We start from the raw sequence: 12,886 nt of genomic DNA, 5'->3' as shown, positions 1-12,886 counted from the left end.
CCCGCGCCCAGGGAGCATCTCTCAAGCAAAAACTGTCGTTGGGTAAAGTCCGAGGTTAGTGGCGTTTTATACCGAGAAATTCAAAAAAAGTTGAAAATTCATTACATATTTGCGTTGACTTTAGGTAACTAAAGTTTCATACTCCTTTTCAACCACTGGGGGATGTGAACACGCACGGATCGTTCACATCATGATTGAAGAGGATTTCTTAGACATGTTCACGCATCAGCTAAACATTATCAGCGTAGTAATTATCTGATGCGGGTTAGCACATACAGCTAGCCCGTACGATAACGGGCGGCTGATGAAGATGAGGGCCGTCGAGCGCAACCGACGGCCCTCATTTTTTATGTCTAGGAAGTTCTTTTTAGAGGAGGAAATGTAATGAACGGAGTTTTGCTCATGGTTGTGGCCGCGGCGGTGCTCGCCTGTGGCTATCTGGGCTACGGCCGCTGGCTGGCCAACAAGTGGGGCGTTGACAAAGAGGCCCTCACGCCGGCCAAGCGCATGAAGGACGGCAAGAGCTTCTCGCCCGTCTCCGCCTTTACCGCGTTCTCGCACCAGTTCAGCTCGATCTGCGGTGCTGGCCCTGTCACGGGTACGATCGTCGCCATGGCCTTTGGCTGGCTGCCCGTCGTGCTCTGGGTCCTCGTCGGCGGCATCTTCTTTGGCGCCGTCCACGACTTTGGTGCTCTGTACGCTTCGATGAAGAACAACGGCAAGTCCCTGGCCCAGCTCATCGAGAAGTACATCGGCAAGACCGGCCGTCGCCTGTTCCTGCTGTTCTGCTGGCTGTTCTGCATCATCGTCATCGCCGCCTTCACCGACATGGTCTGCAAGACGTTCATGTTCACCCCGGCCGTTGACGCTTCTGGCGCCGCTACCGGTGCCATCGACTTCACCAAGTCCTATGCCGCTGGCTGCGCTGGCACCATCTCCATCCTGTTCACCTTCGTCGCTATCGCCTTTGGTTGGGCCCAGAAGAAGTTCAACCTCACCGGTGCCGCCGAGTTCGTCACCGGCGTGGTCCTCATGGTTCTCATGTTCGCCGTCGGTATGCAGTTCCCGGTCTACCTGGATAAGTTCCAGTGGTTCGCCGTCGTCATGGTCTACCTGGTCTTCGCTGGCGCCATGCCCATCCAGATGCTCAAGACCCCGCGTGACTACCTCACTTCCATCATGATGATCGTCATGATCGCCTGCGCTGTCCTCGGCATCGTCGTCCTGGGCGTTAACGGCCAGGCCACTATCACCGCTCCGGTCTTCACCGGCTTCTCCACTGCCTCCGGCATGATGTTCCCGGTCCTGTTTGTTTCCGTTGCCTGCGGTGCCCTCTCCGGCTTCCACAGCCTCGTTTCTTCTGGTACCTCCTCCAAGCAGGTCGAGAAGGAGCAGGACGCCGTCAAGGTCGGTTATGGCGCCATGATCGTCGAGTCCTTCGTCGGCATCCTTGCCATCATCGTCGCCGGCATCATGTTCTCCGACATGAACACCGCCGGTACCGGCGCCCTCAACGCTGGCGTCGCTTCCACCCCGTTCCAGATCTTCGCTGCTGGTATCTCCCGCGGTATGCAGGCCTTCGGTGTTGACGGCACGCTCGCTACCGTCTTCATGACCATGAACGTTTCCGCTCTGGCCCTGACCTCGCTCGACGCCGTCGCCCGCATCGCCCGCACCTCGTTCTCCGAGTTCTTTGCCCAGACCAACGACGCCCTGGCCATCGAGTCCAAGGCCGGCTACATGAAGGTTCTCGGCAACCCCTGGTTCGCCACGGTCGTCACCCTGCTTCCCGGTCTCGCCCTCGCCTTTGGCGGCTATGCCAACATCTGGCCGCTCTTTGGTGCTTCCAACCAGCTGCTCGGCGGCATGACCATGATCACCCTCGCCGTGTTCTGCAAGTGCACCGGCCGCAAGGGCTGGATGCTCTACGTGCCCGTCGCCTTCCTGCTCTGCTGCACCTTCACCTCGCTGGTCCAGAGCGCCATGGGCTGCATGACCGCTGTCCAGGCTTACGGCTTCTTCGGCACCATCCCGGCTACCGCCACCACGGCCGCCGTCTCCGTCGCCGCCACCAAGGGCTTGCAGCTCGTTTTCGCCGTCCTGCTGATGGTCCTGGGCCTCATCGTTGCCGTCAACTGTCTCAAGGAGTTCTTCGGCAAGGAGGCCGGCTCCATGCCTGATGAGGAGCCCGAGTGGTCCGAGATGGGCAAGGCCGAGTACGGTCGCGCCGCTGCCGCTGAAGCTCCTGCCGACGCCGAGGCCGCCAAGGCCTAGTCGGTCGGACGGGTTGAATCTCCCATCTATTTGACTCGGAAAGACCGGGTCCGCAATCAAGCGGACCCGGTCTTTTTTCTTGTGAGAACAGGTGGTGCAAGGGCGTTCTCGCAGATGTTTTGCGTGGATAGGCTCGTGCGTTGTACCATATGGACGTATATGTGTGCATATGAAAGGGGCCCCGTGGCCAAGACGGTATATTCCGATAATCAAAACAATGTCGATGCTCTGGCTGAGCGTCTGAGCAGCCAGACGTCGCTTTCTGCCGAGCGCGCCAAGCTGGTTGCCTACGACCTGCTCTGCCGCAAGGCGCTCAAGATTAAGTCGAGCGCGCTGGCGCAGATTTTCCGCTCCGTCGATAAGGAATGCGACACCAAGGCGATGCGCGATGAGCTTATCGCGGCAAATATCGTGACCAAGATCGAGGGCAGCGGCATTAACGGGCGCCCGGCGTTCTATACCATCAATGTCGAGATCCGCGATGCTCAGGAGCAGCCTGCCGAGTCCGTCGAAGATTTTGTCGTCGAGGATTCCGCTGACGTGCCTGCTGTGGAAGAAGTTGCTCCGCGTGAGCATGTTGATACCGATGAGTTGCTCGATGAGAACGTCGTGCGTGCCTTTACGGCCAAGGCAGGACGCGGCGGTTTTGGCGGGGGTGGCAAGCGCGATGCGCAGCGTCGCGCTCAGCAGGAGCGCTTCCGTCGCGCCGTTGCTCAAAAGGGTGAAACGGATGCCGAGGCTGTTGAGAACGAGGTTGCTGCCGAGTCGCAGAGGCCCGCGAAGGAGCAAAAGCCCGTGGAGGCCCAGGAGCCCCAGCGTCGCCGTGGTGCCCACTTTAAGGCTGCGCAGCAGGATGTCGCGCGTGAGGTTGAAGAGCCTTCCGAGGTTGCAGACGATGTTGAGGAGTCTGCCAAGAGGGCTCCGGGTTCGTGTCGTCCCGGCCGCGGTTTTGCGGGACGCGCGTATCCCGTAAAGCGTCAGGAGAAGGGCGAGCCGGCTTCGATCGCTCAGGCCGAGAAGGCCGAACAAACCGAGAAAACCGTTGAGCCGGCGACTCGCGAGCAGAAGCCTGTTGAGCCGCAGCTTGAGGTTGATGCCGAGGCCAAGGGCCAGCAGCTTACTGATGAGCGGACGGAGCAGAGCGCGTCGAGCAAGCCTCGCCGCCGTCGCCATCGTGGGGGCCGCAGTTCCCATGCCGAGACTGCAACCGAGAAGACCACGCCGCAGGACGAGGATGTGACTGCCGAGGTTTCTTCGGGGCAGCCTAAGCGCCAGTCGGCGAAGGAGAGCAAGTCCGATCGTCCGCAGAAGCAGGCGTCTATGCCAAAGCGCGAGCGCAATTTCCAAGGCGATTCTAAGCGCAAGTCTCAGAAGAAGCCGGAGTCTGCCGTAGCAGATAGTGCTACCCAGCAGCCCGAGTCGGCCGTCCACGGCGAGGTATCGGCGTTTGCCCTTGCCCGCGTTTTGGGCAGGCAGCTGCTCAAAGTTGTCCCTACGCCTACGGCGCTCTCTAAGATCAAGGAACAGCAGACTCAAATTGTTAAGGTCGAGGGCAAGGACGGCAAAAAGGCGCCGCAGCGCACTCAGCACAACGAGATGTCCAACCGCAAGATTGCCGAGGAAATCGCAATCATCCAGGCTTGGATCGAGCAAAACCGAGGTGCCGATACGCCGGTTGCCTCGCGCCGCCAGCGTGCCTACCAGATTTTTAACGACGAGAAGGCTTTTGACGGCAAGCACGGTGAGCGCCTGATAAGGCGCATGACCGAAAAGGGCATCAGCATGCAGGCGATCAAGGTCGCCCCCAACCGCCCCGTGCACTTTACGGGTTTCTTTACGCTGGGCGCCGATAAGCCGTTCATTATGGTCGAGAACCTGGACACCTACGACGAGATCGTTAGGCTGCTGCGTGGCCGCAAGCACGCCAAGCTCTTTGGCATCAAGGTGGGCGGCGTGATTTTTGGCGGCGGATGCAAGGCGAGCGTCTCGCATGCCCTGGACGATTATCTGGCCGAGATCGGCTATCGCTTTAACTACGTCTACTACGTGGGCGATATCGACCGCGAGGGCGCGCGCATCGTCGAGCAGGCTCGCAATGCCAATGTGGTTGAGATTCGCCTGCATGCCGGTATGTACCGCGCCATGCTCGCCGAGCATAAGCGTCGCGTGAAGGCCGGCGGCGAGTGCGAGCGCGCGGCTGCCAACCAGGGCGTGCCGCAGAACTTGGCGGCGACGATCAAGGATCTGCCCATGGTCACGCGCGTGCAGTTCCGCAATGTGCTACGTGAAGGCGGGCGCATTCCGCAGGAGATTCTGATGACCGCCGACTATCGGGATGGCGACTCGGGAAGCTTCGACCGCATGCTGAACAACTAAATTCCGCCGGCCCCGGGAGAGCGGGGACACCGGCTTAGGTTTCCTGCTCTACAGTCCTGCTCACGACGGAGGCCACATTAAGTGGCCTCCTGTTCGTGCGGAACTCGCGATAAACCTAAGCCGGTGTCCCCGCTCTCCCGGGGCCTGTCGTGGCTTGGCCGTTGCATGCGGCTCGCTTTTCGGAACGGGGCTGACGGACACGTTCCGAAATCTACCACCGTCGCTGTACAGGGTGTCTATAAAGAGCCGTGGCCAAAAAACGGCAAATATGAGTACTGATACTCTTTTAGTAGCAGTAATTTTGACCAAATTTAAGGTGATTTGACGTGTCGATCGAGCAGATAAGCTGCCGTATCTCCTCAAGTGTTCATTAAAGGAAGACCTTGATGCGAATAAATCTCATTAAGATCTTCTTTTATTAACGAAAATAATGTAGCTACAACGGTAACAGTACTCATATTTGCCGTTTTTTGGCCACAGTCCTTCGGAGGGTCCTCGAAAATAGTCCCGAGCCGGCACTTGGGGACGTTCCTATAATGCCGGCACTTAGGAGCGTCCCCAAGTGCCGACACCGCGTCTGCCTGCGGCGGCCGCGCCCCGCTGCGTCGCTCCGCACCCTTGCGGGTTCGAATCCCTCCGCTTGGCGGCGTTGGCTCGATTTGCTTGACGTGAGGGGCTCTTGGCTGGTGTGGGACGGAGGGATTCCGCGTCCGCCTGGTCGGCGGCCGCGCCCCGCTGCGTCGCTTCGCTCCTTGCGTGCTGCGCTGGAAAACGCTTCGCGTTTCCTCAGCTCCGCACCCTTGCGGGTTCGAATTCCTCCGCTTGCCCACAAGAAAGCGCCCTGGGCCGTTATGGGCTTAGGGCGCTCAGTTTTAATGGCTGGGACGGAGGGATTCGAACCCCCAACAGCCGGCACCAAAAACCGGAGTTCTACCGTTGAACTACGTCCCAATGTGTGGTGTTGCCCAAAAGCAACTCGTCTAGTTTACCTAATCTGCGAGGGCATCGCAAACGCCGTCGAGTAGGCGTACGGCGAGCGTCTGCGCGTCGCTGGCCGTGAAGGTGCCGTTGTAGCGCGTCATGCCCGTGAGCTCAATGCGAATGCGAGCCGGCTTCTGCTGCGCGGCGACATTGGCGGTGCGGATGCGCTGGGCCAGGTTGTGGCACTCGGCGAGGGCAATCGTGGCGCGTGGCGCGGCGTCGGCGGGCAGCTCGTCGCTTGCGATCTCGAGCACCAGGTCAACGTCGGTTGGGACCTCGGAGTCGCAGAGCATCATGCCGCTGTTGTCGGTCGTTGCCGTGGCGATGTTCCACATGCGCGAAGCAACGCTGCGTGCGATGGGGTCCTCACCGATAACGGCGATCTGGAAGCGCTCGAGCACGTTGGCGGCGCGAGCAAAACCGATGCGGGACTCGGCTTCGGTGACCGAGGGCTTGCCCTCCCACACATGGTGCAGGCGGTTGATGTAGGCGTAGGTGTCCTGGAAGGCCATGCCGTCGGCAAACAGGCCGACATTTTCCTGGAACTGCTGCAGGGCGGCCTCGGTATGCGGACCAAAGTAGCCGTCGTCTTCGCCACAGGCAAAGCCCAAAACGTTGAGAGCGCGCTGCAGGGCCTGCACATCGGCGCCATGGAAATTGGGCATGCGCAGATACAGAGTGCGGTCGCCCAGCTTATACGAGGCGTCGACCAGGGCGCTCCAACAGGGGATATCGACGGCATGACCGGCAGCAAGGCCGCTGTCGAGCCTGAAGGTGCTGACGGCCTGCTCGGTGGTGGTGCCAAAGCGCTTGTCGACAACCTCGGCGTCATCGATTGTATAGCCGAGCTGCAGAAGGCGGGACTGAACATCCTCGACGGCTGCTCCCTGCATGCCCGTGGTAATAGGTTCCATGAACGAACCCCTTTCGGCGTACCATTCGTACTATTTTGAGCGTGTGTCGGATAGACAACGCGAGACAATTTATAAACATGCATTCAATAGTGTAGCAACTTGTACCCAAACTCGCTGCCCACAGGTTTTATGACCCCCGCTAGTTAAGACGCTCCACAAAGAAATCTGCCATTGAGAGGAAGAGCTCGCGCGCATGCGGGTCGAGCTCGACGCCTTCGATAGCGGCCTTGGCCTTAGCGGTCAGGTCGAGCGCATAGGTGTGGGCGTAATCGATGGAGCCGGTCTCCTGGAAGATCTCCACGGCGCGTGCGAGCTGCGCAGGGTCCTCGGTGCCCGAGGAAAGGATTGCCTCGATCTCGTCGTGATGGCGCTCGTCTGACAGGGCATGCACGGCAACGAGGGTGCGCTTGCCCTCGGTGATATCGGTGCGGAAGTCCTTGTTGGCGGCCTCCTTGGTGCCGATCAAGTTGAGCAGGTCGTCTTGAATCTGGAAGGCAAGGCCCGTGTGCAGCCCAAAGGCGCGCAGTGCCTCAATCTGCTCTTCGCTGCCGCCGCCGATAATGGCTCCGGCGGCAAGCGGCGTCGCTCCGCTGTAGTACGCGGTCTTGTGCGTCGCCATGTCCAGATAATCGTCGACCGAAATGTCAAAGCGCCCGTCGCGGACCCAGCCCAGGTCGAGCGCCTGGCCCTCGATGGTACGGACGATCATCTCGGTAAGCTCGTGGAGCACGCGAAGCTTCACGTCTGCGTTGAGCGTGGGGTCGTCGAGAACCGTCTTGGTGACCATGGTGAGCGCCAGGTCACCGCAGTTGATGGCAAGACCGGTGCCCTCGGTAAGGTGCATGCAGGGCTTGCCGCGACGAATCTGCCCGTTGTCGGCGATGTCGTCGTGGATGAGTGCGCCCGACTGAAAGTGCTCGATGGCCGCCGCTGCGCTGCGGGCGCTCTCAAAGCTGCCGCCTACCGCAGTGGCGGCGAGCATGCAGATGAGCGGGCGGTGGCGCTTGCCAGCGTTTGCCGTAAATGCCGAGAGCGGGGTATACAGGTAGCGCTCGATATCGGCGGAAGTCGCCTGTCCGTCAAAGAACGTGGCCAGATAGTCGTTAATCTGGTCAAAGTGCTGGGCTAAAAAGCTGGTAAACGGACTGGACACGGGTTCTCGCATTCTTTGATAGGTTGCATCGTTGCATTATGCAGACAACATATTGCCACATTAGGGCGTCGAGCGCGGCGGTTGAAGACGATTGGTCCATGCGGCCGCAAGTGCGGTAGGGGCTTGGCTAGATAAGCCCAAAGTGTTCGAGCGCGGTGACGACGCCGTCGTGGTCGATGCTGTCGGTGACATAGTCGGCCTTTTCCTTGAGGAAGTCCGGCGCGTTGCCCATGGCGATGCCAACGTCGACGGCGTTCATCAGCGAGACGTCATTGCTGGCGTCGCCGATGCCGTATACGGTTCCGTGGTGGGGATCGAGGGCGTCGAGTACGGACTGGATACCCTCGCGCTTGGTGCATTCGCGAGGCGAAATCTCGGTCACTTCGAGCTCGAGCTCGTTAAAGCAGAGCAGCGGCTCAAACGCTTGATCCTGAGCGATGCGGTTGGCAAGCGACGTGGACATTAAGATCTTGTAGGCGCTGTAATGTTGCAGCTGCGTAATTGCATCGCCCACGGTGCGGGCGTATCCCGGGGCGTCGGGCGCATCGGCACTCATGCGAACGACGCCATTGAGTCCCTCAAAACGAATCACTTCGTCCGATTGCTCAAGAATGGGAGCAAGGCGCTGCAGCATGCCGGGCGTCATCGCCAAATCGCGAATCACGTGTCCCTCAAGTTCGACATAGCCACCCGCGAGGCAGACGATGCCGGTCCAGGGCAGCTCGAGCAGCTTTGGATGGATGCAGCTCAGCGTGCGCCCTGTGCAGATAAACGCCATATTGCCCTTGGCGACAAAATCACGGATGGCTTGCGAGACCGCTTCATTGGGATAGGGGGAGAGGTCTCGCTCGCTCTCGGGAAGCTCTTGTGCCACTCGAGGGTCTTGCCAGGCGAGTGTTCCGTCGATATCGAAGAAGCAGATATCGCCGCGCTTATGGGCTGCGCTGGCTGCAGGGGAGGCCGAGGTGGTGGGCACAAATCCCGGCTCGAGGCCCATGATCTGGTCAAAATGCTCTTTAACGCGGGGAACGGAGATGCCAATAATCACCTGGGCGGTCTTGCCCGTAATGATGAGGCCCTTGGCGCCCGCCGCGACGAAGGCTGCGTTGTCTGCGACAACGGAAGGTTCTGCGACCTCAACGCGCAGACGCGTGGCGCAATTGGTCGCTCCTACAATATTGCTAACGCCACCCAAGAGCGCAACGACTTGCTCAGCAAGCAGATGATCTTGGGATGATTGGTTGTCGGTGCCGTTTTGGGCCGCGCCTTCTTTGGCAGAGCTTTTTCCCGTCAGACGTGCGAGCGCCGCATCGCTGGCGATATGATCCTCGCGGCCTGGGGTTTTTAGGTCGAAAGCCAGAATGAGGCCCCGGAAGACCAGAAAAAAGACAGCGCTAAACATCAGACCGATACCGAGCGCCAAAAGGTAGGAGCCGGCATGCATTCGCATGAGTGGGATGAAGTTGAAGGCCGTCATTTCCATGAGACCGCCCGAGAAGATGCCGACGATGCCAAAGAAGTTCATGGTCATGGCAAGGCAGGAGGACAGGACGGCGTAGAGCAAAAAGAGTCCGGGATAGGTGAACATAAAGAGAAACTCGAGCGGCTCGGTGACGCCGCAGACCACCGAGGCGACGATGGCGGGCAAAAGGATGACCTTAAGGCCGGCGCGGCGTTCGGGTTTGGCGGTGAAATAGAATGCTGCCGCGATGGCGGGAAGGCCAAAGAGCTTGCCCCAGCCGGTGGCGGTAAAACCTGCCCAGGGCGCAAGTTCATTTAAAGGGCGCGTGCTATGGGAGAGAATGGGGAGCAGGTTGGTCCACGTGGCGTAAATACCGTCGTGAATGACCAGATTGTCGTAATAGATGGGCATATAGAGCAGATGGTGCAGCCCCATGGGCTCGAGCGCTCGCTCCAAAAACACAAAGATGCCCACGCCGAAGGGGCCGACGCCCGCAAGTGCGTGGCGCAGCGTTTCGGTCACAGCGTATGCGAAAGGCACGATGGCGGCCGAGATGGCGGCAAGGGCAAACACGGCAAAAAAGCTGATGAGGTAGACCAGCGAGGAACCCGAGAAGGTGCCGAGCCAATCGGGAACCTTGGCATCGTAGAAGCGGTCATGGATCGCGACGACGGTTGCCGACACCGCCAGCGGGCCGATAATGCCGGTGTCGAGCGTCTTGATGCCGTCGATGACGGTGATGCCGCTAGCGGAGGTCAAAAACGACGGGTACTTAAGCCCAAGGTTGTCTCCGCTCAGCTTAATGATCTCGCTCAAAAAGAAACAGTAGGCAAAATAGGCTACGAGCGCCTCGAGGCAGCAGCGTGCCGGTTGCTTTTGGGCAAGGCCGATAGGCAGCGCTACGGCAAAAAGGAGTGGAAGGCGCTTAAAGACCGTCCACGAGCCGCGCTGAATGATAGTCCAGAAAACGTACCAGGGGGTTCCGTATACGGCGAGGTCGCCGACGATATCCACGGTCGTTGCGAGGGCGGAGATGCCGACCATGAGGCCTGATATAGAAAACAGCATGGCGGGCGCGAACATGGCTCCGCCAAAACGTTGGATTTTCTGCAGCATAATATGCCTTTCGGATGCAACATGCTGTGCGAGCAAGAACGTTTAAACAATGAACTCATTGTAGAGGACTGGCTGCTTGCCGCATTGACGGTTTTGATTCGGTCCGATTTTGGTTTCGGGGGAACCGTCGACGGTAAATAATCCGTGCTTTACCGATAATCGGTTTAAACAACTTTAAGAAATGCTATCGTGCCTAGCCATACATATTCATTAGAGGTGAAATCATGCCAAAAGCGATTTACGAAGGAATCTACCGCGAGATCCGTTCGCGCATCATCAACGGGACCTATGCGTTTCAGGAGATGCTGCCAACCGAAGCCGAACTGACCGCGGAGTTTGGCTGCACGCGCAATACCGTTCGACGCGCCTTGAGCATGCTGGCCGACCAGATGTTTGTGCAGCCTATACACGGTAAGGGCGTGCGCGTTATTTGGCTTAAGGGCGAAACCGACATGCTGGGCGCACTCGAAGAGGTTGAGTCGTTTGGCGAGTTCGCAAAACGCAACAATGCCGTCGCATCGACCGAGGTCAAGTCTTTTGAACATTTGATTTGCACTGAGCAACTCTCACGTCGCCTGGGCTTTAAGGTGGGCGAGGAGCTGATTCGCGTAGTGCGTGTCCGAAGCCTCAACGGCAGCGCGCGCCAAGTGGACCATGGCTACTTTTTGGCGTCGATCGCCAAGGGCCTGACCCCCGAGATCGCGGCGGATTCTATCTACGGCTATCTGGAGCACAAGCGCGGCGTCAAAGTGATGGCGAGCCGTCGTACGGTGAGTGTCGAGCTCGCCAACGATGAAGACTGCAGCTATCTGGACCTCGGCAAGTACAACTGCGTCGCCGTTATGGAGAGCCAGTCGTACACCTCGGACGGCATCTTGTTCGAGGTCACGCATGCCCGCACACACCCCGAGATCTTCCATTACCGCGTCAATTCCAAGCGATAGCCGGCTAGCTCGCAGCCTGACGAGACTCATGCCCTCAAAGCGAAAACGCCCGGTCAAACCGACGATGCATCGGCTTGATCGGGCGTTTTCTCTGCATTCGATAACAAATAATTGTTTATACAAAACTTGTCAAGTATCAAGTCGAAATTACCGTTCACCGAAGTTTTTCTACCGCTCTAGTAATACTTGTTCAAACAACTAGCCAAATAGCGTATTGTACAAGTCAGCAAAAGGGGCAAAGTCCCCGAGCCAATCTCCGAAGGCGGCGGCAAAGGGTGCCGCCACGGTGTGAAAGGGTGGATTGTAATGAAGAACGAAATGAGCAGAAGGCAGTTCCTGGGCTTTGCTGGTTCCGCGGCTGCGGTTCTTGGTCTGGGCCTCGTGGGCTGCGGTGGTTCTGCCGGCTCTGGCTCCTCTGCTTCTGGTGACGCTGCCGAGGTCTACTTCCTCCAGTTCAAGCCCGAGGTTGACAAGGAGTGGAAGGAGATCGCCAAGGCGTACAAGAAGGAGAAGGGCGTCGAGGTCAAGATCGTGACCGCCGCCTCCAACACCTACGAGGAGAAGCTCAAGTCCGAGATGTCCAAGAGCTCCGCTCCGACGCTGTTCCAGGTCAACGGCCCCACCGGCCTTAAGAACTGGAAGGACTACTGCGCCGATCTTTCCGACACCAAGCTCCGCGGCGAGCTCATCGACGACTCCCTGGCGCTGCAGTCCGACGGCAAGGATCTGGGTATCGACTGGGTTCAGGAGAGCTACGGCATCATTTACAACAAGGAGCTCCTCGAGAAGGCCGGCTACAAGGCCGAGGACATCAACTCCTTCGACAAGCTGAAGGCTTGCGCCGATGACATCCAGGCCCGCAAGGACGAGCTCGGCGTTGACGGTGCCTTCACTTCCGCCGGTATGGATGACTCCTCCAGCTGGCGCTACACCACGCACCTCGCCAACCTCCCGCTCTACTACGAGTTCGAGAAGGAGCACAATCAGGAGGACGACGAGATCAAGGGCGAGTATCTCGACAACTTTAAGCAGATCTTCGACCTGTACATCACCGACTCCACCTGCGATCCTTCGCAGCTCGCCTCCAAGACCGGTGACGACGCCACCAACGAGTTCGCAACCGGCAAGGCCGTCTTCTATCAGAACGGCTCTTGGGCCTACGCCGACCTCACCAAGGCCGGTATGACCGACGACCAGCTCGGCATGCTGCCGATCTACATCGGCGTCGACGGCGAGGAGAACCAGGGCCTGTGCTCCGGCGGCGAGAACTACTGGTGCGTCAGCTCCCAGGCTTCCGAGGATGCCCAGAAGGCCACCGAGGACTTCATGTATTGGTGCGTCACTTCTGACACCGCCACCAGCATCATCGCTGACAAGATGGGTCTGACCGCCCCGTTCAAGAGCGCTAAGGAGACCACCAACGTCTTCTCTCAGCAGGCCGTTGCTATGGCCAAGGACGGCAAGAAGACCGTCGCTTGGGACTTCGTTTACATCCCCTCCGAGGAGTGGAAGAAGAACCTCAAGCAGGCTCTCATCGCTTATGCTGCCGACAACACCAAGTGGGACGGCGTCAAGAACGCCTTCGTCGATGGCTGGAAGACCGAGAAGGCTGCTTCCGAGTAAGCAGTTGCTGCCCAAGCTATCTGATTAGCGACAGGGGGCGGGC

7 protein-coding genes and 1 tRNA gene are annotated in these 12,886 nt (G+C 59.0%); 4 read left to right on the top strand and 4 right to left on the bottom strand.

The genetic code is table 11. The features are described from left to right. The first annotated feature begins 384 nt into the window (after positions 1 to 384). Together DW892_RS09105 and DW892_RS09100 are read left to right on the top strand one after the other, a co-directional pair. The gene (locus DW892_RS09105) at positions 385 to 2,274 is read left to right on the top strand and encodes a carbon starvation protein A (RefSeq protein WP_117636065.1); all 1,890 of its coding nucleotides are present in this window, start codon (positions 385 to 387) and stop codon (positions 2,272 to 2,274) included. Between the two features lie 183 nt (positions 2,275 to 2,457). Continuing rightward, the gene (locus DW892_RS09100; protein ID WP_158567052.1) at positions 2,458 to 4,650 is read left to right on the top strand and encodes a hypothetical protein; all 2,193 of its coding nucleotides are present in this window, start codon (positions 2,458 to 2,460) and stop codon (positions 4,648 to 4,650) included. Between the two features lie 876 nt (positions 4,651 to 5,526). On the opposite strand, the gene DW892_RS09095 is transcribed toward DW892_RS09100, so the two are convergent. From DW892_RS09095 to DW892_RS09080, 4 genes are all read right to left on the bottom strand, one after another. Then, positions 5,527 to 5,601, bottom strand: a tRNA-Gln gene (locus DW892_RS09095). 38 nt (positions 5,602 to 5,639) lie between these two features. After that, positions 5,640 to 6,545, bottom strand: coding sequence for a peptidoglycan-binding protein (locus tag DW892_RS09090; RefSeq protein ID WP_187361857.1), 906 nt, complete (start codon positions 6,543 to 6,545; stop codon positions 5,640 to 5,642). A 139-nt stretch (positions 6,546 to 6,684) separates the two neighbouring features. Next, entirely contained in the window at positions 6,685 to 7,698 is a 1,014-nt protein-coding gene (locus DW892_RS09085; protein ID WP_117767064.1) for a polyprenyl synthetase family protein, read from the bottom strand. Between the two features lie 127 nt (positions 7,699 to 7,825). Continuing rightward, complete coding sequence (locus DW892_RS09080) at positions 7,826 to 10,276, bottom strand: PTS transporter subunit EIIC (protein WP_117757958.1); 2,451 nt, start codon at positions 10,274 to 10,276, stop codon at positions 7,826 to 7,828. A gap of 224 nt (positions 10,277 to 10,500) precedes the next feature. On the opposite strand from DW892_RS09080, the gene DW892_RS09075 reads away from it, so the two are divergent. Then, entirely contained in the window at positions 10,501 to 11,220 is a 720-nt protein-coding gene (locus DW892_RS09075) for a GntR family transcriptional regulator (protein WP_055252172.1), read from the top strand. Positions 11,221 to 11,526: 306 nt separating this feature from the next. Beyond that, positions 11,527 to 12,843, top strand: a complete 1,317-nt coding sequence (locus DW892_RS09070; protein ID WP_055252173.1) for an ABC transporter substrate-binding protein — start codon at positions 11,527 to 11,529, stop codon at positions 12,841 to 12,843. The last annotated feature ends 43 nt before the right edge of the window (positions 12,844 to 12,886 follow it).

It is taken from the genome of Collinsella sp. AM40-7AC, from assembly GCF_003468125.1.
GTDB lineage: Bacteria > Actinomycetota > Coriobacteriia > Coriobacteriales > Coriobacteriaceae > Collinsella > Collinsella aerofaciens_O.
This window is presented reverse-complemented; position numbering and strand designations above follow the sequence as displayed.